Origin of the sequence: Isoptericola sp. NPDC057653 (assembly GCF_042799955.1) — a bacterium.
In the GTDB taxonomy this organism is placed as follows: Bacteria; Actinomycetota; Actinomycetes; order Actinomycetales; family Cellulomonadaceae; genus Isoptericola.
This window is the reverse complement of the sequence record NZ_JBHVHP010000002.1, coordinates 787,841-810,249: the sequence shown is the minus strand read 5'-3', so window position 1 is coordinate 810,249 and position 22,409 is coordinate 787,841. Positions and strand designations below refer to the sequence as shown.

General features: G+C 75.7%; 19 protein-coding genes and 1 other RNA gene. 14 read left to right on the top strand and 6 right to left on the bottom strand.

Annotated elements, in window-relative coordinates; all coding sequences use genetic code 11:
• Positions 1 to 38: 38 nt before the first annotated feature.
• The 7 genes from ACFU9A_RS14920 to ACFU9A_RS14890 all read left to right on the top strand — a co-directional run bounded on the left by ACFU9A_RS14920 (position 39) and on the right by ACFU9A_RS14890 (position 10,735).
• Positions 39 to 1,205, top strand: coding sequence for an ROK family protein (locus tag ACFU9A_RS14920; protein WP_430576063.1), 1,167 nt, complete (start codon positions 39 to 41; stop codon positions 1,203 to 1,205).
• Positions 1,206 to 1,336: 131 nt separating this feature from the next.
• On the top strand, positions 1,337 to 2,734 hold the full coding sequence (locus ACFU9A_RS14915) for an extracellular solute-binding protein (RefSeq protein ID WP_430576062.1): 1,398 nt from the start codon (positions 1,337 to 1,339) through the stop codon (positions 2,732 to 2,734).
• Positions 2,735 to 2,736: 2 nt separating this feature from the next.
• Positions 2,737 to 3,723, top strand: a complete 987-nt coding sequence (locus ACFU9A_RS14910; protein WP_430576061.1) for a carbohydrate ABC transporter permease — start codon at positions 2,737 to 2,739, stop codon at positions 3,721 to 3,723.
• Entirely contained in the window at positions 3,720 to 4,643 is a 924-nt protein-coding gene (locus ACFU9A_RS14905; RefSeq protein ID WP_430576060.1) for a carbohydrate ABC transporter permease, read from the top strand. The genes ACFU9A_RS14910 and ACFU9A_RS14905 overlap by 4 nt, the downstream gene beginning before the upstream one ends.
• A complete protein-coding gene (locus ACFU9A_RS14900) occupies positions 4,640 to 5,917 on the top strand; it encodes an alpha-L-fucosidase (protein WP_430576059.1) in 1,278 nt (425 codons plus the stop codon). Before ACFU9A_RS14905 ends, ACFU9A_RS14900 begins: the two co-directional genes overlap by 4 nt.
• A 2-nt stretch (positions 5,918 to 5,919) precedes the next feature.
• Positions 5,920 to 8,439 carry a glycoside hydrolase family 2 protein gene (locus ACFU9A_RS14895; protein ID WP_430576058.1) on the top strand — a complete coding sequence of 840 codons (2,520 nt, stop codon included), beginning with the start codon at positions 5,920 to 5,922 and terminating at the stop codon, positions 8,437 to 8,439.
• A complete protein-coding gene (locus tag ACFU9A_RS14890; RefSeq protein ID WP_430576057.1) occupies positions 8,432 to 10,735 on the top strand; it encodes a glycoside hydrolase family 3 N-terminal domain-containing protein in 2,304 nt (767 codons plus the stop codon). The genes ACFU9A_RS14895 and ACFU9A_RS14890 overlap by 8 nt, the downstream gene beginning before the upstream one ends.
• A 13-nt stretch (positions 10,736 to 10,748) precedes the next feature.
• Here ACFU9A_RS14890 and ACFU9A_RS14885 read toward each other — a convergent pair whose 3' ends face one another.
• Positions 10,749 to 11,330, bottom strand: a complete 582-nt coding sequence (locus ACFU9A_RS14885) for a GNAT family N-acetyltransferase (protein WP_430576056.1) — start codon at positions 11,328 to 11,330, stop codon at positions 10,749 to 10,751.
• A gap of 34 nt (positions 11,331 to 11,364) precedes the next feature.
• On the bottom strand, positions 11,365 to 12,801 hold the full coding sequence (locus ACFU9A_RS14880) for a dihydrolipoyl dehydrogenase family protein (protein ID WP_430576055.1): 1,437 nt from the start codon (positions 12,799 to 12,801) through the stop codon (positions 11,365 to 11,367).
• A gap of 118 nt (positions 12,802 to 12,919) precedes the next feature.
• On the opposite strand from ACFU9A_RS14880, the gene ACFU9A_RS14875 reads away from it, so the two are divergent.
• Genes ACFU9A_RS14875 through ACFU9A_RS14860 form a run of 4 tightly spaced genes read left to right on the top strand, consistent with a single transcriptional unit; the run spans position 12,920 to position 17,070 of the window.
• Positions 12,920 to 14,662, top strand: coding sequence for a bifunctional 3'-5' exonuclease/DNA polymerase (locus ACFU9A_RS14875; RefSeq protein WP_430576054.1), 1,743 nt, complete (start codon positions 12,920 to 12,922; stop codon positions 14,660 to 14,662).
• A 25-nt stretch (positions 14,663 to 14,687) separates the two neighbouring features.
• Positions 14,688 to 15,575: a Nif3-like dinuclear metal center hexameric protein gene (locus ACFU9A_RS14870; protein ID WP_430576053.1), complete on the top strand. Its 888-nt coding sequence runs from the start codon at positions 14,688 to 14,690 to the stop codon at positions 15,573 to 15,575.
• A 47-nt stretch (positions 15,576 to 15,622) separates the two neighbouring features.
• On the top strand, positions 15,623 to 16,372 hold the full coding sequence (locus ACFU9A_RS14865; protein WP_430576052.1) for a zinc ribbon domain-containing protein: 750 nt from the start codon (positions 15,623 to 15,625) through the stop codon (positions 16,370 to 16,372).
• The gene (locus ACFU9A_RS14860) at positions 16,372 to 17,070 is read left to right on the top strand and encodes a histidine phosphatase family protein (RefSeq protein WP_430576051.1); all 699 of its coding nucleotides are present in this window, start codon (positions 16,372 to 16,374) and stop codon (positions 17,068 to 17,070) included. The genes ACFU9A_RS14865 and ACFU9A_RS14860 overlap by 1 nt, the downstream gene beginning before the upstream one ends.
• 22 nt (positions 17,071 to 17,092) lie before the next feature.
• Here ACFU9A_RS14860 and ACFU9A_RS14855 read toward each other — a convergent pair whose 3' ends face one another.
• From ACFU9A_RS14855 to ACFU9A_RS14845, 3 genes are read right to left on the bottom strand one after another with little or no spacing between them, the layout of a single operon-like run.
• Positions 17,093 to 17,431, bottom strand: coding sequence for a TfoX/Sxy family protein (locus ACFU9A_RS14855; protein WP_430576050.1), 339 nt, complete (start codon positions 17,429 to 17,431; stop codon positions 17,093 to 17,095).
• A gap of 49 nt (positions 17,432 to 17,480) precedes the next feature.
• Positions 17,481 to 18,317: a YaaA family protein gene (locus ACFU9A_RS14850; protein ID WP_430576049.1), complete on the bottom strand. Its 837-nt coding sequence runs from the start codon at positions 18,315 to 18,317 to the stop codon at positions 17,481 to 17,483.
• 45 nt (positions 18,318 to 18,362) lie between these two features.
• Positions 18,363 to 19,556, bottom strand: coding sequence for an FAD-dependent monooxygenase (locus tag ACFU9A_RS14845; RefSeq protein ID WP_430576048.1), 1,194 nt, complete (start codon positions 19,554 to 19,556; stop codon positions 18,363 to 18,365).
• 65 nt (positions 19,557 to 19,621) lie between these two features.
• On the opposite strand from ACFU9A_RS14845, the gene ACFU9A_RS14840 reads away from it, so the two are divergent.
• The 3 genes from ACFU9A_RS14840 (at position 19,622) to rnpB (ending at position 21,111) form a co-directional block, all read left to right on the top strand.
• A complete protein-coding gene (locus tag ACFU9A_RS14840; protein WP_430576047.1) occupies positions 19,622 to 20,230 on the top strand; it encodes a PadR family transcriptional regulator in 609 nt (202 codons plus the stop codon).
• A 70-nt stretch (positions 20,231 to 20,300) separates the two neighbouring features.
• The gene (locus ACFU9A_RS14835; RefSeq protein WP_430576046.1) at positions 20,301 to 20,684 is read left to right on the top strand and encodes a tautomerase family protein; all 384 of its coding nucleotides are present in this window, start codon (positions 20,301 to 20,303) and stop codon (positions 20,682 to 20,684) included.
• Between the two features lie 37 nt (positions 20,685 to 20,721).
• Positions 20,722 to 21,111, top strand: an RNA gene (gene rnpB / locus ACFU9A_RS14830) — RNase P RNA component class A.
• Positions 21,112 to 21,114: 3 nt separating this feature from the next.
• On the opposite strand, the gene ACFU9A_RS14825 is transcribed toward rnpB, so the two are convergent.
• Positions 21,115 to 22,290: an epoxide hydrolase family protein gene (locus tag ACFU9A_RS14825; RefSeq protein WP_430576045.1), complete on the bottom strand. Its 1,176-nt coding sequence runs from the start codon at positions 22,288 to 22,290 to the stop codon at positions 21,115 to 21,117.
• Positions 22,291 to 22,409 lie beyond the last annotated feature (119 nt).

The window sequence follows — 22,409 nt, the reverse complement described above, 5'->3', positions numbered from 1 at the left end:
ATCCGACGATGGTTGACGAGTTCGAGGAGGAACGCGGTATGGGCGCTGGACCGGACCGAGGCCTGTCGGTCAACGAGCGCCTGGTGGTGGACCTGCTCCTCGACCACGGACCTCTCGCCCGGCCGGCGATCGCCCGCGCGGCGGCCCTCTCGCGCCCCGCCACCGGCGACCTCGTGCAGCGGCTCCTCGACCGCGGGTTCCTCGTGACCGCCGGCGAGGCCGAGACCGTCCAGCGCGGGCCCAACGCCATGACCTACGAGGTGCGGCGGGACCTCGCGCACGTCGCCGGCGTGGAGATGCAGCCGACCCGCGTGCAGGTGGCCGTCGCCGACGTGACGGGCGCCGTGGTCGCCGAGGTCGAGGCGGAGCACGGCTCCGGGGACCGCGCGGAGGACCTGGTGGCGCGCGTCCTGGGGGAGGCCTCGGCCCAGGTCGGGATCTCCACGACGGCGCTGCGGAGCGTCGTCGTCGGGACGCCCGGCGTGGTCACCCCGGCCGGAGACATCGACTTCGTCTCCGGCCACGCGGACTGGGGCGCGGGCCAGCTGGCCCGCCTGGAGAGCGCGGTCGGCGCGCCCGTGCGCCTCGAGAACGACGTGAACCTCGCCGCCCTGGCCGAGCAGCGCCTCGGCGCGGGCCGGGAGTCCCGGAGCTTCGCGCTGATGCGGTGTGACGAAGGCCTCGGCGTGGGCATCGTCCTGGACGGCGAGCTGCTGCGCGGCGCCCACGGGTACGCGGGCGAGGTCGGCTACGTCCCGTGGGGCCGGCCCTACGGCCGGCCCGAGGCCGGCTTCCAGTCGCTGGTCGCCCGGGCCCGCCTCGCCGACCTGCTCGCGACGCACGACGTCCTGGACGCGACGCCCGAGGAGATGCTGGCCGACCCGTCGCGCCACCCCGACGTGAACGCCACCTACCTCGCCGAGGTCGCGGAGCGCTTCGCGCTCCTGTGCCTCACGGTCTGCGCGGTGCTGGACCCCGAGCGGCTGGTCCTGTCCGGCACCGTCGCCGCCGCCGGCGGGGAACGGCTCACGGACGCGATCGCCGGCAACCTCCACGACATGTCCCCGATGCGGCCGGCGGTGAGCGTCACGGCGCTCGGCGCCGGTGCGGTCGTCGCGGGCGCGGTCACCACCGCGCTCGCCCTCGCGCGGGAGGAGCTCTTCGGAGTCCCGGACCGTGTGCCCGTGCTCGGCGTCGTGCCCTGACGACGCCGAGCCGGCAGGTGCCGCGCGTCGGGACATGACCCGACGCGGACAACCGACGTCGCGAGTTGCCGCTCGCGACTGCCGGTCGGGCCGAGGCCCGGACCGGCGCGAACCCCGAAGAGAGGATCGACATGGAACTTAACACCCGTGCCCGGGGAGGGGCCCGACGCAGCGCGGCGTTGCGTGCCACGGCACTCGTCGCCCCGGCGCTGCTGCTGGCGGCCTGCGGTATCGGCGGTGGGTCGGGCGGCGGCGACGCCGCCACCATGGCCGGACCCTGCGAGCTGTCCGACGAGGTGACGAGCGGCGAGCCCGTCACCGGCGAGCCGCAGGGCGAGATCGTGCTCCAGACGACGGCCTTGAAGTCGTCGTTCAGCGAGTACTTCGACGGGGTCATCGACGCCTTCGAGACGAAGTACCCGGGGGTGACGGTGACCTGGCAGGACGACCCCGGTGACGCGACGTTCACCCAGCGCCTCGTCACCGACGCGCAGTCGTGCGCGCTGCCCGACGTCCTGAACCTCAACCAGACGACGGCCTACGCCCTGTACAAGGAGAACTTCCTCCTCGACCTGTCCACGGCCGCGCCCGACGCGGGCGCCGACTTCATCCCGTCCCTGTGGGACTCGATGACGTTCCCCGGCTCGGACCACCACTACGTCATGCCCTGGTACTGGGGCCTGCTCGGCATCCAGACCTTCAACACCGACCTCATGACGAAGGTGGGGCTCGACCCGTCGACGCCGCCGACGACGATCATGGAGCAGTTCGACCAGTCGGCGGCGGTCGCCGAGGGCTCCGACGGCCAGGCCTACGCCTTCGCCGCCAACCCGTTCACCCGCGTGCCGTCCGACTGGCAGTTCATGGACGCGGCGATCACCACCGAGGACGAGTCGGAGTTCACCTTCGCCGACGACCCGAAGGTGCTCGCGTGGGTGCAGAAGTACGCGGAGCTGTACCGGGACGGCGCGCTGCCCAAGGACACGCTGTCCAGCGACGTCGACGTCACGCAGCTCTACTCCGCCGGCGACGTCGTGTGGGGCTCGAGCATCCCCTCCTACCTGCGGTACGTGCAGGAGACCAACGAGACGACCTACGGCAAGACGGGCGTCGCCCCGCTGCTGGACGCCCGCGGCGCCGCCATCGCCGAGAGCCAGCTCGTCGCCGTGCCCTCCACGAGCAAGAACCCCGCCACCGCGCTGGCGTTCGCGCGGTTCCTGCTCGACCCGGAGAACCAGAAGGCGTTCGTCTCCGACGAGCGGGTCTCGAACTTCCCGTCCACGACCGACTCGATGGACATCCCGAAGTTCACCGACATCTCCGGCGACACGCCGCTCGACCAGGCCAACCGCCTCTCGGTGGAGCTCTCGCAGGAGGCGACCAACGCCTTCATCTACAACTGGTCCGACGCGGTGCAGTCGGCCGTCGTGTCCGAGCTGCAGCTCGCCATCTCCGGGAAGAAGGGCGCCCAGGAGGCCCTGGACGCCGCCCAGGAGAAGGCGAACCGGATCCTGGCCGACCAGGACTGACGGTGGCGACGACGAGCCCGGCGGAGGCCGGGACCCTGGCGGCCGACCGGCCGCGGACCGAGGAGCGGGGGCGCGCCCGGCGCTCCCGCCCGACCTCGGGGGCTGCGCTCTACCGTGCGTGGTGGGTGCCCCTGCTCTGGATCCTGCCCACGGTCGTCGTGATCGGGGTGTTCGGGATCTTCCCGTTCGTCAACACCGTGCTGCTGTCGTTCACGGACGCGCGCCCGCTGGGCGGCGGCGGCGACTTCGTCGGGTGGGAGAACTACGCCCGGCTGCTGGGGGACCCCGACTTCTGGCTGGCCACCCGCAACAGCGTGGTCTACGCGGTGATCGCCGTCCCCCTGCTCGTGGTGCTGCCGCTGGTCGCGGCCCAGCTCGTCTACCGGAAGCTGCCCGGCATCGGGTTCTTCCGCGCGGCCTACTACACGCCCGTCGTCGCCTCGATGGTGGCCGTCGCGCTCGTGTGGCAGAACCTCCTGAACGAGCGCGGCCCGATCAACACGGCGCTCGAGAAGTTCGGCCTGATCCACTCGCCGATCCCGTTCCTGTCGGACACCACGCTCCTGCTGCTGTCCGCCATCGCGCTCACCGTCTGGAAGGGGATCGGCTGGTACATGATCTTCTACCTCGCGGCGCTCGCGAACGTGCCCGGCGCCCTGTACGAGGCCGCCGAGCTGGACGGCGCGGGACCGGTGCGGCGCTTCGTGCACATCACCGTGCCCGGGGTGCGGCTGACGATGCTGCTGGTCGGGATCATGTCCGGCATCGGGTCGCTGCGGGTGTTCACCGAGATCTACGTGCTCGGCGGGGCCACGGGCGGGCCCGGCGGCGCGGACCGCACGCTGCCCTTCTACATCCGCGACACGGCGCTCGACCCGGTCTCCGGCAACGCGGGCTACGGCGCGGCCGTCTCCGTGGCGCTCTTCGTCCTGACGATCGGGCTCGCGATCGCCTCCCACAAGCTCGGCGGATCGGAGGACGACCAGTGACCGCCACCACCACACCCCCCGGCGTCGCGCCGGCCGCCGCGACCCGCCCCGACGGGCCGACCCGACGGCGCTCGCCGGTGCAGACCTGGCGGGACAAGGGCCGGCAGCGCGCGGTGCTCGTGCGCTACCTGGTGCTGCTGCTCGTCCTCGGGATCAGCGTGGGCCCGATCGTGTGGCAGCTCGCGTCGTCCCTCAAGGGACCGGCCGACGCCATCTTCGGCGCGTCCGCCACGTTCCTGCCGCGGGACCCCAGCCTGGACGCGTACCGCACGGTGTTCGACCAGGTGCCGATGCTGCAGTACATGCGCAACAGCCTGATCATGTGCGTGCTGACGGTGACGTCCCAGGTCGTCTTCCCGACGCTCGCCGGCTACATGCTGTCGCGGGTCGCCTGGGCAGGCCGCCGGGTCTTCTACTGGCTGCTCATCCTGTCGATGATGTTCCCGTTCGAGTCGATCATGGTGTCGCTCTACATGATGGTCCGGGACATGGGGCTCAGCGACAGCTTCGTCGGCGTCTGGCTCCCCGGGGCCATCGCCGCGGTCAACGTCCTCATCATGCGGGCCACGTTCGCCGCCGTGCCGAACGAGGTCGAGGAGGCCGCGCTGCTCGACGGCGCGAACGAGTGGACCAGGTTCCGCCGCATCTTCCTGCCCGCGGCCAAGGGGTCGATGGTCGTGGTGGTCATCAACTCGTTCATCTCGGCCTGGGACGACTTCCTGTGGCCGTTCATCGTGCTGCGCAGCGAGGAGCACTTCACCCTCGCGCTCGGCCTGGCGCGGCTCTCCGCGTCCGCCCTCTCGTTCGACCCCCGCGTCATCATGGCGGGGTCGATCATCGCCATCGCGCCCATCATGGTGCTCTTCGTCGTGCTCCAGCGGTACTTCTTCCGCGGAGTGGAATCAGGTGCAATCAAGTGATCTCTCCCTCACCGCAGCAGCTCGCCTGGCAGGACCTGGGCGTGGGCGTCTTCTTCCACGTGGGGGTCAACACCTTCCACGGCAAGGAGTGGAGCGACGGCACGCTCGACGCCGCCTCCTTCGACCCGACCGAGCTGGACGCCGCGCAGTGGGTCGAGGTGGCCCGGTCCGCGGGCGCCCGCTACGTCGTCGTGACCGCCAAGCACCACGACGGGTTCTGCCTCTGGCCGACCCGCACGACCGACTACTCGGTGGCCTCGTCCCCGTGGAGGGGCGGCCGGGGCGACGTCGTCGGCGAGCTGGCCGAGGCGTGCCGCGCGGCGGGCCTGGGCCTCGGGGTGTACCTGTCGCCCTGGGACCGGCACGCGCCGGAGTACGCCGACCCGGAGGTCTACACCCGCCTCTACGCCGAGCAGCTCCGCGAGCTGTGCACCTGGTACGGGCCGCTCGTCGAGCTCTGGTTCGACGGCGCGGGGTCCGAGGGCTACGCCTACGACTGGCCGGCCATCATGGCCGTGGCCCGGGAGCACCAGCCGGACGCCATGGTGTTCAACATGGGCGACCCGACGATCCGGTGGGTGGGCAACGAGGACGGTCTCGCGTCCGACCCGGTCGAGTACGTCGTCGACCACACGCAGATGAGCAACTACACCGTGGTGACCTCCGAGTTCACCGAGGCCCTCTACCTGCCGCCGGAGTGCGACGTCTCGATCCGGCGCGGCTGGTTCTGGGCCCCGGACGACGAGCCGAAGTCGCTCGAGCACCTGCTCGCCATCTACTACCGGTCGGTGGGGCTCGGCGCGAACCTGCTGCTGAACCTGCCGCCGGACGTCCGGGGCCTGATCCCCGACGAGGACGCCGCGCGGGTCCGAGAGCTCGGCGCCGAGGTGGAGCGCCGGTTCGGCACGCCGGTGGCGGCCGGGACGCCGTCGGACCCGGCGCCTGCGGGCCACGACGGCGACGTCGTGGCCTGGACCGTGCGCTTCGACGGGCCCGTCGAGCTGGACCACCTGCGGCTGCGGGAGGACCTGCGCGAGGGCCAGCGAGCGACGGTGCACACGGTGCGGGCCGGGGGCCGGGTGCTGGCCTCCGGCGGGACGGTCGGAGCGGGCCGGATCCACCTCGTCGAGCCGGTGACGGTCGACGGGCTCACGGTGGAGCTCGCCGGGGACGGCGCCCGCCTGACGGGCGTCGAGGCGTTCCGCACCGGCGTCACGTCGGTGCCGGAGGTCCCCGCGGGGTACCTCGCCCCGACCGACTACCCGGAGGTGTGAGCGTGCTGCGCACCGTGGACCTCGGCGGTCCCGCATGGGTGGTGCGCCCGGTGGGCGCGCCCGCGGAGGGAGCGCCCGACCGGACCGCCGCCGGGTGGGAGGTACCCGCCGTCGTGCCCGGGTGCGTGCACACCGACCTGCTGCGGGCGGGCGTGATCCCCGACCCGCTGCAGGGCGGCAACGAGGCGGCGGTCCAGTGGGTCGGGCTCACCGACTGGGAGTACACGACCCGCGTCGAGCTGGACGAGGCGCCGGCCCAGGGCGAGCGCCGGCACCTCGTGCTCGACGGGCTGCAGACCGTCGCGACCGTGACCGTCAACGGCGCGGAGGTCGCCGCCACGCGGAACATGCACCGCCGGTACCGGGTGGACGTCACGGACGTCGTCGCGCCGGGGGACAACGAGCTGCGCGTGCGGTTCGCGTCGTCCGCGCGCGCGATGCTCGACGCGGCCGGCGACGACCCGCTGCCCTACGACTGGGCCTACCCGTACAACGAGCTGCGGACGATGGCCTGCGAGGTCGGGTGGGACTGGGGCCCGACCCTGGTGTCGGCGGGGATCTGGCGCCCCGTCCGGCTCGAGCGGTGGCACACCGCCCGCGCGGAGGTCGACGTGACCACGACGACGTCGGCCGACCTCGCCCGGGGTGTCCTCGTCGTCGGGCTCGACGTCGAGACCGCCCCGCGGGGCGCGCACGCCGGCGGCCTGGAGGTGGAGGTCGTGCTCGCCCGGCCCGGCGACGCGGCGCCCGCGACGACGTGGCGCCGCCCGGTCGGGCCCGGGCGGAACCGCCTCGAGCTCGACGTGGAGCGCCCCGAGCCGTGGTGGCCCCGCGGGTACGGCGAGGCGGCGCTGCACGACGTCGCGGTGCGCCTCGTGGACGCCGCCGGTCGCGTGCTGCAGCAGGACCACCGCCGCGTCGGCTTCCGGCACGTCGCCGTCGACACGACGCCGGACGAGCACGGGCGGGCGTTCACGGTGCGGGTCAACGACCGGCCCGTGTTCTGCAAGGGCGCGAACTGGATCCCGGACGACGTCCTCGTCTCCCGGATGACGCCCGCCCGCTACGCCGAGCGCGTCGGGCAGGCCGTCGACGCGCACATGAACACCCTGCGCGTGTGGGGCGGCGGCATCTACGAGGACGAGGCCTTCTACGCCGCCTGCGACGAGCTCGGCGTCCTCGTCTGGCAGGACTTCGCCTTCGCGTGCGCCGCCTACCCCGAGCACGACGAGATGCGGGCGGAGGTCGCCGCCGAGGCCGACGACGTGGTGCGGCGGCTCGCCGCGCACCCGAGCGTCGTCGTGTGGAACGGCGCGAACGAGTGCGTCCTCGGCTGGGAGGACTGGGGTTGGCGCGCGCAGGTGCGCGACCGGGCCTGGGGCGAGGGGTACTACCGCGAGGTGCTGCCCGCGGCCGTCGCCGCGCACGCGCCCGGCGCGGTGTACGTGGCGAACAGCCCCGTCGCGTCCGAGCCCGGGGTCCACCCCCAGGTGCCCGGTGACGGCCCGGTGCACCTGTGGGACCCGTGGAACCTCTTCGACTACGCCCACTACCGGGACGAGATCCCCCGGTTCGTCGCGGAGTTCGGCTACCAGGCACCGGCGACCTGGCCGACGCTCGCCGAGGCGCTCGGCACCGTCCCGGACCGGCCCGACGACGCCGCCCTCGCGGCGCGGCAGAAGCAGCCGGCGGGGCAGCGGAACCTCGTCGACCGGCTCGCCGGGCGGTTCCCCGACCCGGCGGCGATCGCCGCCGGCACCGAGCGCTGGCACCTCGCGACCGGGCTCAACCAGGCGCACGCGCTGCGGACCGGCATCGAGCACTTCCGGTCCTGGTGGCCCCGGACCGCCGGCGCCCTGGTCTGGCAGCTGAACGACGTCTGGCCGGCCCTGTCGTGGTCGCTCGTCGACCACGGCGGCCGCCCCAAGCCGGCCTGGTACGCCGTCCGCCGGGCCTTCGCCGACCGGCTGGTGACGATCCAGCCGCGAGAGGCCGGGCTCGCCGTCGTGCTCGTCAACGACACCGACGAGGTCTGGGCCGACCTGCTCACGGTGCGCCGCGCGCACGTCCTCGACGGCGAGGTCGCCCGCGAGGCGCGGGAGGTGGTCGTGCCGGCGCGGTCCGTCCTCACGGTCCGGGTCGGCCCGGGCATCACCCAGGCGGGCCACCGGCGGGAGGAGCTCGTGGTCGCGGAGACGTCGCCGGCAGGGGACGGGGCCGACGGCGCGCACCGCGCCGTGCACGCCTTCGTCCGCGACGACGGCGTGCGGTGGCCGGCGCCCGCGGTGACGCACACCGTCGAGCGGCGCGGGGAGGACCTGCTGGTGCGCCTGGAGGCCGGCGTCGCCGTCGCCGACGTGCAGGTCGAGTCGCCGGGCCTGCGCGCGGACGCCGCGCTGGGCACCCTGCTGCCCGGCGAGCGGGCCACCGTCGTCCTGCGCCCCGAACGCCCGGGGACGGGCGGCCTCGACGCCGACCCCCCGATCCGGGTCCGCACCAGGAACGAGCTCTTCCATGCCTGACACGACCCGCGCCCCCGCCCACGACGCCACCGAGGCGAGGCTGGACGCCCTGGTCGCCGGCCTCACCCTGCGGGAGAAGGTGGGCCAGCTCAACCAGCGGCTGCTCGGGTGGCAGGCCGTCGAGCGCGTCGGTGGCGGGTACCGCCTCACGGACACGTTCCACGCCGAGGTCGAGAGGTGGGGAGGGCTGGGCGCCCTCTACGGGCTCTTCCGGGCCGACGCCTGGTCCGGCCGGGACTGGGAGACCGGGGTGCTGCCGCAGGACCGGGCGGAGGTCGCGGTCCTGGTGGCGGACGCCGTGCGTGCCGCGTCGTCGCACGGCATCGGCGCCCTCGTGGTCGAGGAGGCGCCGCACGGCCACCAGGCGCTCGGGGGTCCGCTCCTGCCGACCAACCTCGCGGTCGGCTCGGCCTGGGACCCGGACCTCTTCGCGGAGGCGGCCGAGGCGGTCTCGGCCCTGCTCCGGGCCGACGGCGTGCACCTGGCGCTCGTCTCCGCGCTCGACCTGCTGCGCGACCCGCGGTGGGGGCGCAGCGAGGAGTGCTTCTCCGAGGACCCGGACCTGTCCGCGGCGCTCGCGGCCGCCCTCGTGGAGGGGATGCAGGGCACGGACCGCGCCCGGGTCCGTGCGGGCGAGGGCGTCGGCGTCGTGCTCAAGCACCTCGCCGGGCAGGGCGAGGGCGTCGGCGGGCGCAACGGCCACTCCGCGTCCCTCGGTCCGCGCGACCTGGCCGCGCTGCACCTGCGCGCGGCCCGCGCCGGCGTCGACGCGGGCGCCCTCGGGCTCATGGCGGCCTACAACGACATCGACGGGATCCCGTGCCTGGCGAATGCCGGCCTGCTGACCGGCACGCTGCGCGACGACTGGGGCTTCGACGGCCTCGTGATGGCGGACGGCAAGGCCGTGGACCGGCTCGTGGAGATCCTCGGCGAGCCGCGCGCCGCGGCCGCGGCGGCGCTGTCGGCCGGCGTCGACCTGAGCCTGTGGGACGAGTCGTACACGCGGCTCGAGGAGGCGGCCGACGACGACCCCGCGCTCCACGGTGCGATCGACGCGGCCTGTCGGCGCGTGCTCCGGGTCAAGGCCGAGCTGGGCCTGCTCGGAGACGCCGTGGACGGTGGCCGCCCCGCCGCCGCCCGCGACCGCGTCGACCTGGCGGATCGCGCGCTGGGACTGTCCGAGGCGCTCGCCGAGCGCTCGGCCGTCCTCCTGCGCCGGGGCCCGCTGCCGTGGGCGCCGCGCGAGGGCGCACGGTGGGTCGTCGCCGGTCCGCACGCCGACCTCGCGACCTCGCTCCTGGGCGACTACGTGCCTCCCCTGCGGCCCGACGAGGCGGTGTCCGTCGCACAGGCCCTGGAGGACCGGCTCGTGCCGGACGGGGCCGACGTCGCGCTCGTGCCGGGCGTGCCCGCGGCGGACGACCTCCGGGGGGCGGACGTCGTCGTCGCCGTCGTCGGGGGGACCAGCCACCGCGAGCCGGACGAGCAGTTCGCCGACAACGGCGCCTCCGCCGGAGCGACCGCCGCCGACTGCGGCGAGGGCGTCGACCGCGCCGACCTGCGCCTGCCCGCCGGCCAGGACGGGTTCCTGCGGCGGCTGCGCGGCGAGGTCGACGCCGCCGGGCACGCCGGGGACGGCGGGCGGAGGCCGTGGCTCGTGGCGGTCGTCGTCGCGGGGCGCCCCTACGACCTGTCCGGTGTGCTCGCCACGGCCGACGCCGTTCTGCTGGCCTGGTACCCGGGCCCGCGGGGCGGCCGGGCGCTGGCGCGCCTGCTCGTCGGCGACGCGCAGCCGGTCGGCCGGCTGCCGGTGACGCTCCCGGCGGGACCGGGCGTGGTGCCGGCGCGGTGGAACGAACGGATGACGCCCGACGGGGTCTACCGCGACGCGCCCACCGCGGCGCTCGCCACCGTGGGCGCCGGCTCGGGCTACGCCGACGTCGGCCTGCTGGGCTGGCGCGTCGCCGCGCGCCACGGGGGCCTCGTCGTCGAGGTGGACGTCCTCGGCCGCGCGGCGGGCGGCGCGGTGGCGTGGACGGGACCGGCGGAAGAGGTGGTGCGCGTGGTCGTGCGGCGCCGGGGCTCGCTCGAGTGGACGCGGCTCGAGCTGGCGGCGTTCGCGCGGGTCCGCGTGCGGCCGGGGGAGCGGGCGACGGTGGTGCTCACCGTTCCCCGCGACCGGGCGTTCGTCGCCGAGCCCGCGCCCCTGGCCCTGGTCGAGACCGACCTGACCGTCGTGGTGGGCACGCGGTCCGAGCGGCGCACGGTGGCCCCGGCGGCCGCGCCGGCACGCTGAGCGCCGTGGTGCCTCAGGCGCGCACCACGGCGGCCAGGACCGCGTCGTCCAGGTCCCGGTCGGCGAGGACGAGCCGCACGGCGCCGGGGTCGGGGTTGCCGGCGTCGGGCCCGCGCCACACGAGCCGCAGGCCGGCCCTCTCCGCCGTCGCGCGCGACGCGGCGTTGTGCTCCAGCAGGAACGCGACGACGGGGACGTCGGGCCGGCGCTCCGCGGCGAGGTCGAGGGCCGCCCGGGCGAGCTCGACGGCGAACCCGTGGCCCTGCTGCTCGGGGGACAGGCGGTAGTAGAGGTTGAGCGCACCGGTGGGGCGCAGCCGCACGCCCCCGATCCCGACGAACGTGCCGTCGTCGCGCCGCCGGACCGTCCAGTAGCCGATGCCGTCGCGCTCCCAGTCGGCCGCGAAGCCCTCCACCTGACCGGCGGTCTGCTCGCGGCTGGTGTGCCGCCCGACGGGGTAGTGCACCCACACGCGCGGGTCGGCGTGCAGGTCGTGCAGCGCGTCGAGGTCGGCGAGCGTGACCGGCGCGAGGTCGAGGCGGTCGGTGGCGTGGTGCCCGGAGGCCGGGGTCCCGGTGGCGTGGTGCGAGGTCACGGCGTGACGCTACGGGCCGGTACCGACAGGCGGGTCACCCCTCGTCGAGGTCGGCCAGCGCGCTCTCGATCGCGCGGTGGAACGTGGGGTAGGCGTAGATCATGTGGCGCAGCTCGGCGACGGGCACCCGTGCCTGCACCGCGAGCGTGAGGACGGCGAGGATCTCGCCGCCCGCCGGGCCGGCGACGGTCGCCCCGACCAGCACCCCGGCGTCGGCGTCCTCCACCAGCTTCACCAGGCCCGCGTTGCCCGGCCCGTGCACGAAGCCGCGCGAGGAGGCGGCCAGGTCGGTGCTGCCGGTGCGGACGGTGAGCCCCGCGCCGCGGGCGGCGGACTCGGTGAGGCCGACGCCGCCGATCTCCGGGTCCGTGAACGTCACGTGCGGGACGGCGCGGTAGTCCGCCCGCTCGCCGTCCTCGCTCCCGTCCGCGCTCCCGACGCCCTCGACCGTGCCGAGGATGTCCGCGACGGCGATGCGGGCCTGGTACATCGAGACGTGCGTGAACGCCCCCTTGCCCGTGACGTCGCCGATCACCCAGACGCCGTCGGCGGCGCGGAGGCGGTCGTCGACGGCGATCGTGCGGCCGGTGTCGTCGATGCCCGCCGCGGCGACCCCGAGCCCGCGCAGGTCGGTGCGGCGCCCCGCCGCGACCAGCAGCCGCTCGGAGACCAGCTGCGTGCCGTCACCGAGGGTGAGCGTGAACCCGGAGCCGTCGTGGCTCACCCCGGTGACCTTCGCGTCGGTGCGCACGCCGATGCCCTCGGCGGCGAACCGGCCGGCCAGCAGCTGGCTCGCCTCCGGCTCGTCGAGCGCGAGCAGGCGCGGCCCGGCCTCGACGACCTCGACCGCGGTGCCGAACCGCGCGAAGACCTGCGCGAGCTCGCAGCCGATGGCCCCGCCGCCGAGCACCGTGAGGGACGCCGGCGCCTCGGTGGCGCGCACCGCGTCCCGGTTGGTCCAGTACGGCGTGCCGGCCAGGCCCTCGACGGGCGGCACCGCGGGCTCCGTGCCCGGGTTGAGGAGCACGCCCCGCGCGGCGCGGAACCGGCGCTCGCCGTCGGCGGTGTCGACCACCACCTCGCGGGGCCCGACGAGGCGGCCGCGGCCCCGCACCACGCGGGCGCCGGCCTTCTCCAGCCGCTCGACCGCCGCGGTGTCGTCCCAGTCCGCGGTGGCGTCGTCGCGCACCCGTCGCGCGACCGGCGCCCAGTCCGGCGTGACGTCGACGCGCCCGGCGAGCGTGCCGGCGCGCCGGGCCTCGGCGAGGGCGTCCGACGCGCGCACCATCATCTTGGTCGGGATGCAGCCGTAGTAGGGGCACTCGCCGCCCACGAGGCGGGCCTCCACGGCCACCACGTCCAGCCCGGCGCGCGCCAGGCGGCCGGTCGCGTCCTCGCCCCCGGGGCCGGTGCCGATCACCACCACGTCGACGGTCTCGACGGACGGTGCGGCGGGTGACGTGGCGGTCATCGGTCCTCCTCGCTCGGGGTGGCCCCCGGGATGCCGGGGCGGCCTCGCACAGCGCACCACATCGGCGTCCTGGTCGCGCGGCGACACACGCGTCGGTGGCGCGGGGCAGGATGGCGGCGTGCACGTCGTCCTGACCCGAGAGCCCGGCGGCACGGTCCGCGTGCACGACGGTGCGCCTCGCGCCGTGCCGGCCGCCGACCTGCCGGCCCTCGTCGCCGACGGCGAGTCCGCCGGCCGCGACGCGCCCCGTCCGCGCTGGACGTGGGACGACACGAACCGCTGGTACCCCGCCCTGCTGCGCGCCGGGGTCCGGGTGGAGCGCGCGCACGACCTGCGGCTGGTGCACAGGATCCTGCGGCACTCCGCCCCCGCGGCCGGCTCGGCGCTCGCCGCCGCGCCGCCCGGTGTCTGGGACGCCATGGCGCCCACCCCGGCGGGCACCGTGCCGTCGGTGGGCGCGCGCCGGCCGCCGCAGGACGACGCGCTCTTCGACCTCGCCGGCCCGGCACCGTCCGCCCCGACGGCGGAGGCGGAGGGGTGGGACCCGGCCGCGGAGCTGGGGCTCCAGGAGGACGCGGTGCGCGGGTCCGCCGCGCCCGGGCGCCTGCGCCTGCTCGCGGCGGGGGAGTCGGCGGGCGCCCTGGTGGCCGCCGAGATGCACCACGCCGGGCTGCCGTGGCGCGGCGACGTGCACGACGCGATCCTCACCGAGGCCCTGGGCCCGCGTCCCCCGGAAGGGCAGCGGCCCGTGCGGCTCGAGGAGCTCGCGCGGCAGATCCGCGCGGCGCTCGACGCCCCGCCGTCCCTGAACCCGGACTCGCACCCTGACCTGCTCAAGGCGATGCAGTACGCCGGCGTGGGGGCCCGCAGCCTGCGCAAGTGGGAGCTGTCGACGATCGACCACCCGGTGGTCGCGCCGCTGCTGGAGTACAAGAACCTGTACCGCCTGCTCACGGCCAACGGCTGGCACTGGCTCGACGAGTGGGTGACCGACGGCCGCTTCCGCACCGAGTACGTGGTGGGCGGCGTGGTCACGGGCCGCTGGGCGTCGACGGGCGGTGGCGCGCTGCAGCTGCCCAAGGGGGTGCGGCGCGCCGTCGTCGCCGACCCGGGCTGGTGCCTCGTCGTGGCGGACGTCGCGCAGCTCGAGCCGCGCGTGCTGGCGGGCATGGCGGGCGACGAGGCGATGGCGGGCGCGGGCCGGGCGGGCGACCTGTACGCGGGCATCGTCGCGTCGGGGGCGGTGCCCACCCGCGAGCTCGCCAAGGTGGGCATGCTCGGCGCGATGTACGGCGGCACGACCGGGGCCAGCGCCCAGGTGCTGCCGAGGCTCGGCCGGGAGTACCCGCGCGCGATCGCGCTGGTGGAGGAGGCGGCCCGCACCGGTGAGCGCGGCGGGGTCGTCTCGACGTGGCTCGGGCGGTCGTCGCCGGCGCCCGGCTCGGCCTGGGACGAGGCGCAGGCGGGCGCCTTCGCGGACGACGCCGGCGCCGACGCCGCGGCGCGCGCCCGGTCGGTCACGCGGTCGTGGGGCAGGTTCACCCGCAACTTCGTGGTGCAGGGCACCGCCGCGGAGTGGGCGCTGTGCTGGATGGCGTCGATCCGGCGGCGGCTCTGGGCGCTCGGCACGGCGCCGGAGGCCCGCCCGGGCCTGGCGCCCGCGCCGTTCGCCGACCGGCCCCACCTCGCGTTCTTCCTGCACGACGAGGTCGTGGTGCACGCGCCCCTCGAGCTCGCCGACGCCGTCGCCGCCGAGGTGCGGGCCGCGGCCGAGGAGGCCGGCCGGCTGCTCTTCGGCGACTTCCCGGTCGACTTCCCGCTGACGGTCGCGACCGTCGACTCGTACGCCGACGCCAAATGACCGTCCCCGGCTTTAGGGTCGGGCCATGACCACCGGCACCACAGACAGTTCCCCCGCCCTGCGCGACGTCGTCGCCGTCCTCGAGGACCTGTACCCGCCGGCGACGGCGGAGGGCTGGGACGCCGTCGGGCTGGCCCTGGGCGACCCGGCCGCGCCGGTGCGCAAGGTGCTGCTCGCCGTCGACCCGGTGGCCGAGGTCGTCGACGAGGCGATCGCGTGGGGCGCGGACCTGCTGGTCACCCACCACCCGCTGTTCCTGCGGCCGGTGCACTCGGTGGCGGCCACCACGTTCAAGGGCGACGTCGTGCACCGCCTGCTGACGGCCGGCTGCGGCCTGTACGTGGCGCACACCAACGCCGACGCCGCGCCGCGCGGGGTCGCGGACGCGCTGGCCGACCTGGTCGGCATCGGCGAGCGCCGGCCCCTGGTCGCGCGGGACGACGCGGACGGCGTCGAGCGGGGGATCGGGCGCGTGGGCCGGCTGGCCGAGCCGACGACGCTCGGGGCGTTCGCCGAGCGCGTCGCCGCCGTGCTGCCCGCCACGGCGCAGGGCGTGCGGGTGGCGGGCGACCTGGACGCCCCGGTCACGACGGCCGCCGTGGTGGGCGGGTCGGGCGACTCGCTGTTCGACGCCGTCCGCGCGGCCGCCGTCGACGTGTACGTGACCGCGGACCTGCGCCACCACCCGGCCTCCGAGCTGCGCGAGCGCGCCGTCTTCGAGGCCCGCGGCACGGACGCCCCGTCGGCGACGCCGTACCTCGTCGACGTGGCGCACTTCGCGAGCGAGTGGCCGTGGCTGCGGTACGCCTCGGAGGATCTTCTGGGGCGGCTGCCAGAGGGTACGGTGACCACCAGGGTGAGCACGATCGGCACCGACCCGTGGACCGCGCGGGTGGCGAGCACGGCTCGCTGACGCCGCCGAGCCCCCGACCAGCTGAACACACGCGAGAGGACCCACCCGTGGCCACTGCACCGTCCGAGGACCAGCGCCGACTGCTCGAGGTCCAGGCCTTCGACACGCGGCTGCAGCAGCTCGTCCACCAGCGCCGGAACCATCCGTCGCTGGCCACGATCGCGGAGCTCGACGGGCGCATGGGCGACCTGCACACCTCGCTCGTCGACTCCCGCACCGCGGTGGGCGACCTCGAGCGCGAGGTCGCGAAGGCGGAGGCGGACGTCGCGCAGGTGCGCACGCGCGCGGCGAAGGACCAGCAGAAGCTCGACTCCGGCGCCCTGTCCGCGAAGGACTCCCAGGCCCTCGTCAGCGAGCTCGAGTCCCTCGCGCGCCGGCAGTCGGTGCTGGAGGACGCGGAGCTCGAGGTGATGGAGCGGCTCGAGGCGCACCAGGGCGCGCTCGCCGAGGTGGAGTCCGCGCACGCGGAGCTCCAGGCCGCCAAGGACGCCGCGGTCGCCGAGCGCGACGTGGCGTGGGCGGAGATCAACGCGACGGGGTCGAAGGTCAAGGCGGAGCGCGAGGCGGCCGCGGCGGGACTCGACGCGGGCCTGCTCGCCCTGTACGACAAGCTGCGCGCGCAGCTCGGCGGCGTGGGCGCCGCGGCCCTGCGCGGCGGCCGGTGCGAGGGCTGCCGGCTCGAGCTCAACCCGGGCGACCTCGCGGCCGCCAAGGGCGCGCCGAAGGACCAGATCGTGCGTTGCGAGGAGTGCGGCCGCATCCTCGTGCGCCTGCCCGACGAGGGCGCGGCGGCCTGATGGCCCGCCCGTCGGGGGCGAGCCCGCTGGACCCTGCCGCCACCCGGACGGTCGTCCTGGTGCGGCACGGCGTCACGGCCCTGACGGAGGCGCGCGCCTATTCCGGCGGCAGCGTCCCCGGACCGTCGCTCAGCCCGCGCGGGCGCACCCAGGCGGCGCGCGCCGCGGACGCCGTCTTCCGGATCGGCAAGGACCTGTGGCCCGACCTGCCCCGCGCCGGTGCCCTGGTCGCGTCGCCGATCGTGCGCGCGGTCGAGACGGCGGCCTCGATCGGACGCCGGACCGGGCAGCACGTGCGCACCGACGCGCGGTTCGCCGAGGGCGACTTCGGGGCCTGGGAGGGCCTGACGCCCGAGGCCATCGCCGACGGCTGGCCGGACGAGCTGGCGGCGTGGACCGCGACCGGCACCGCCCGCGCCCCGGGTGGCGAGTCGTACCAGGACGTGGGGGAGCGGGCCTGGCCGGGCCTGCGTGACGTCGTGGCCGCGGCCGACCCGGCCGCCTCGAGCGTCGTCGTCGCGCACACGGTGACGATCCGCGCCCTGGTGGGCCGCGCGCTCGGCGCCCCGCCGGCGTCGTGGCCCCGGCTGCGGGTGCCGCCGTGCTCGCTCACGGTGCTGCGGTTCGCCACGGCGGCCGGCGGCGACGAGCCCGCCCTCGCCGAGGTCACCGTGACCGGGTTCCCGACCGACGTCTGAGGACGGCCGCCGGGGCCGCCCGTCAGCGCTTCGGGGGCTTGGGCGGGGTCGCGAGCGCCAGGTCGACGCCGCGGGCCACCCAGCCGTGCAGCGCGGCCTCGTCGGCCGTGACCGACGGGGGCACCCCGACCATGCCGTGCATGACGCGCTCGCCCATCCGCAGCTCGTGCGCGCCGTCGGCGAGGGCGTCGTCGTAGCCGTCCGTGCCGACGCGCACCATCAGCTCGTCGCGCGTGATCCCGACGGCCATGTGCGTGTGCACCATGAACGCCAGGCCGCCGAACATCTTCTGCTCGGTGAAGTCGGCGCGCTCGCCGACGGCGTCACGCACGCGGGCGGCGAGGTCCTCGTCGTAGGCCATGCGGCCAGTGTGCGCCGGGTGGGCTCGATCCCGCCCGCCGGCCGGGCGGTCAGGCGATGACGACCTCGAGCGTGCGCGGCCCGCGTCGCGTGGCGGCGGCGTGCAGCGTCGCCTCGACCATCCGGTACGACAGGCCGGTGCCCACCTCGGTGCCGATGACCTGGCCGTCGAGCTCGCGGGCGGCGTCGAGGAGGGTGGCGGCGGTGGTCGGCGCGGGGCCGGAGCGGCGCAGCAGGTGGCCGGTGAGCACGCCGCGCGTGTGCTTGGCGTTGTGCGAGACGACCGTGCGCCTGCCGTCGGCCTCCCGCACCACCCGCACGGTCACCCAGTCGGCGGCTCCCTCGCCCGTCGTGACGGGCTTCCATGCGGCCAGGTAGGTCGCGGAGCGGCAGTCGACGACGACGTCGCCCGCGGCCCGCGCGTCGAGCGCCGCGGCCAGGTGCGGGCGCCACGCGGCGGCGAGCTTGCCCACCCCCGGCAGGTCGACACCCATCGAGAGCCGGTAGGCGGGGATGAGGTCGGCGGGGGAGACGGCGCCCCACAGCCCGGAGAACACGCGCACGTCGCGGGCGGCGACGCCCGTGAGGTCGGCGGGGAGGTCGGCCAGGCCCGCGGCGGCGTACAGGACCCCCGTGTACACGCGGGAGGCGGCCGCGGTGGGCGCGGCCTTGAGCTCGGTGTTGCGCGCGACCTCGTCGCCGAGCGACGCGCCCACGCCGAGGAGGTCGGTGGCGTCCGGCCGGGCGCTCGCGGCGGCGAGCGCGTCGAGCACCGTGCGGCGCTGGTCGGTGAGGTGCTCCGCCGCCGTGAGTCGGGCCAGGTCGACCGGGGCGGCACCCTCGGGCGCGGGGGTCTTGCCCTCGGAGGGCGGCAGGCAGATCAGCACCCCGACACCCTAAGCGGGCGCGCCCCGCGGGCGGTCACCGGGACGTCACCGGGGGAGCGCGACCGGCTCGTCCCACTCGACGCGGTAGTCGGTGACCCAGTCGTGGGTGGCGCGCGCGGCGGCGCGGCCCACCAGCGGCAGGACGACCCGGTCGCGCAGCGTGCGCGTGGCGAGGCTCGGTATCTTGAGGTTCGCGGTGCGCCGGGCCTGGGCGACGAGCCGCTCCACCCGCCGGCGCCGCAGCCCCTCGAAGGCCGCGAACGCGGCGGCGGGTTCGCCGACGTCGCGCAGGCAGCGGGCCAGGACGAGGCCGTCCTCGACCGCGAGCGACGCGCCCTGGCCGGACGTCGGGGAGATGGCGTGCGCGGCGTCGCCGACGAGCCCGAGCGGGCCGCGGTGCCACACCGGGACCTGCGGCAGGTCGCGGGTGCTCCACGGGCCGAGGACCTCGGGGGTCGCGTCGAGCAGCGCGAGGGCCGGCGACGCGTCGTCGGAGAGGAGGCGCCGCAGCTCGGCGCGCCAGACCTCGGGGGACCGGGCGGCCAGGTCGGCGTCGGAGGGCTCGGCCGCGTGCGGGACGTTCGCGAACCACCACACGTCGCCGGGCCCGCGCCGGACGTAGGCGAAGAACGCGCGCCTCCCGAAGACCATGGTGAAGACGCCGTCGGGGCCGTCCACGTCCACGCCGCGCGCGTAGCCGCCCGTGTTGAGCAGGCCGGTGTAGCGCGGGGCGGGAGTCGCCGGGTCGAGGATCCGCCGCGTGCGGGAGCCGATGCCGTCGGCCCCGACGAGCAGGTCGGCCGTGGTCTCGCTGCCGTCGGCGAAGGCGGCCGTGACCCGGCCGTCGGCGCGGACCTCGGCGTCGACGAGGCGGCGGCCGTGCTCGACCACGATGCCGCGCCGCTCCGCCTCGTCGCGCAGGGCGGCGTAGAGGTCGGACCTCCGCACCGTCTGGCTGCGCAGCCCGCCGGCGGGAGAGCCCAGGGGGATGGTGGCCAGCAGCTGGCCCGCGGCGTTGCGCATCTGCATGGTGGGGGTGGCGAAGCCGCCCAGCGCCGCGGGGTCGACGCCGAGCACCCCGAGCGCGTGCAGGCCGTTCGGCGCGACGGTGAGGAACGCCCCCGCGTCGTCCGCCGAGCGGTCGTGGGCCTCGGCGACGCGCACGCCGATGCCGGCCTTCTGCAGTGCCATGGCGGTCGCCGGCCCGGCGACCCCGCCTCCGATCACCAGTGCATCCATGACGACACCATAAAATGGATATCCATAAAATGGCAAGGGGAGGGTCGACGACCTAGGCTGTGCCCGTGACCGACCGACCCCGCTCGCCGCTGGCGATGGTGCTGCTCGCGCTCCTCGCCGAGCAGCCGATGCACGCCTACCGGATGCAGCGACTGCTCAAGACGCGCCAGAAGGACGCTGTCGTCAACGTGGCGCGCAGCAACAGCGTCTACCAGGCGCTCGACCGGCTGGAGCGCGACGGGTACGTGGCCGTGCACGAGAAGGTCGCCGCCGACTCCGCGCCCGCGCGCGTCGTGTACGCCCTCACCGACGCCGGGCGCGACGTCCTGTGGCAGTGGATGGACGCCGCGCTCGCCGCGCCCGCCCGCGAGTTCCCGGAGTTCCGCGCCGTGCTCGCCGTCATCGCCCTGCACGACCCCGCCGCCGTCGCCGACCGGCTCGAGGAGCGGGCCGCGCACCTGGAGACGGCGCTCGCGGCGGCCGAGGCCGAGGACGACGTCGTCGCGGGGATGGGCCTGCCGCGGGTGCTCATGCTCGAGCACGAGCACTTCGTCGTCGTGACCAGGGCCGAGCTCGCCTGGGTGCGGGGCGTCGTCGCCGACCTGCGCTCCGGTGCGCTGACCTGGGACGCCGACCAGATGCGCGCCACCAGCGCCGCCCACGACCGCGCCTGAGCCGCCGCGGCGTCCGTCTGCTGGGATGCCCCTGGGCCGTGCCGCGGGGCCTCCGCTAGCGTCGCCGGGCATGGTCCACGTGAAGGTCTACGGCAACCGTTCGGTGTGGGGTCAGCGGCGCGCGGAGGTCTCCGACGCCCTGCACGCGGCGCTGGTCGGGGCCTGGCAGATCCCGGAGGAGAAGCGGTTCCACCGCTTCCTGCTGCTGGACGACGGCGACCTGGTCGCGCCGCGCTCGGACGGCTACCTGATGATCGAGATCGTCGCGTTCGCCGGGCGCTCGCGGGAGGCGAAGCGGGAGCTGATCCGCCGCGTCTACGACGACGTCGCCCCCGCGCTCGGCGTGGACGCCGACGACGTCGAGCTCGTCGTCATCGAGTCGCCCGCCGAGAGCTGGGGCATCCGCGGCCGGTCGGGGGACGAGCTGTCGCTCGGCTACAAGGTCGACGTCTGAAGCCGCAGGCGGGACCGCATAGACTGTGCGGCGCGGACGAGTCGGTCGGACGGTCGCGTCGGCGGTGCCCTCGGGCGTCGTCGCCGAGGAACGTCCGGGCTCCGAAGGGCGAGGTGGTGGCTAACGGCCACCCGGGGTGACCCGCGGGACAGTGCCACAGAAAACAGACCGCCGTCGCCGGGCGACCGGAGGCGGTAAGGGTGAAACGGTGGTGTAAGAGACCACCAGCGCGGCCGGTGACGGTCGTGGCTCGGTAAACCCCACCTGGAGCAAGGTCAGACAGGGAGCGTTCGAGGGTTGCCCGCCCGATGCTCCCGGGTAGACCGCTCGAGCCCTGTGGCAACGCAGGGCCTAGATGGATGACCGTCGCCCGTGCCGGGGCAACCCGGCGCGGGAACAGAACCCGGCGTACAGACCGGCTCGTCCGCACTCATCTGCTCGCGGCCAGCACGGCCGCGAGGCCCGCGCGCAGGTCCTCCACGAAGAAGTCGGGGACCTCCAGCGACGGGAAGTGGCCGCCGCGCTCGGGCTCGGTCCAGCGGACGATCCGCCGGTAGCGCCGGTCCGCCCACGCGCGCGGGGTGCGCGACTCGATGTCGCCGGGATACATGGTGAGGGCGGAGGGGACGTCCACCCGTAGGTCGGGGTCCAGCGAGCCGGGGCTCTCGGCGTAGATGCGGGCCGCCGAGGCGCCGGTCCGGGTGAGCCAGTACAGGGTGACGTCGTCGAGGATCCTGTCGCGCGAGATCGTCTCGAACGGGCTGTCCACGGTGTCCGACCATTCGGCGAACTTGTCGAGGAGCCAGGCGAGCAGGCCGACCGGCGAGTCGACGAGCGAGTAGCCGATGGTCTGCGGCCTCGTCGCCTGCTGCGTCGCGTACGCCCGGTGGTGGAGCCAGAAGTCGCTGGTCTCCTCGGTCCGCCGGCGCTCCTCCGTCGTCAGCCCGTCCGTCGTCATCCCGGGCGGTGCCAGGGCGAGCGTGGTGTGGATGCCGAGCACGTGCGCCGGGAACCTCCCGCCGAGGACCGCGGTGACGTTGCCACCCCAGTCGCCGCCGTGGGCGACGAACTCGTCGTAGCCGAGCCGGCCCATCAGCTCCACCCACGCGGCCGCGGTCTTCTCGACGCCCCATCCGGTGGTGGCCGGCCTGTCGCTGTAGCCGAAGCCTGGCAGCGACGGGACGACGACGTGGAACGCCGGCGCGTCGGGGTCTGGGGGATCTGCCAGCTCGTCCACCACGTCGACGAACTCGGCGATGCTGCCCGGCCACCCGTGCGTGACGACCAGCGGCGTGGCGTCCGCGCGCGGCGAGCGGCGGTGCAGGAAGTGGATGCCCAGGCCGTCGATCGTCGTGCGGAACTGGCCGATCCGGTCCAGGCGGGCCTCGAACGCCCGCCAGTCGTACGCGGTGCGCCAGTGGTCCACGACGTCCACGAGGTCGGCGAGCGGCACGCCCTGGTCCCAACGGCGCGGGTCGGGCGCGGGGCGGCGGACCGTCTCGGGCTCCGGCAGCCGCGCCGCGGCCAGGCGTGCGCGGAGGTCGTCGAGCTCGGCGTCGGTGGCGCGGGACTCGAACGCCTGGACGTCGCCGGACAGGTGGGGCATGGGGGCTCCTGGTCGTCGCGAGGCCGGCCCCGCCGTCGTGGGCCGACCTCACGGTTCTACCAAGCGGCCCTGACACGCCCCCGCGGCGGCACAGTGCGGCGCCGGGGGCGGGTGCCGCC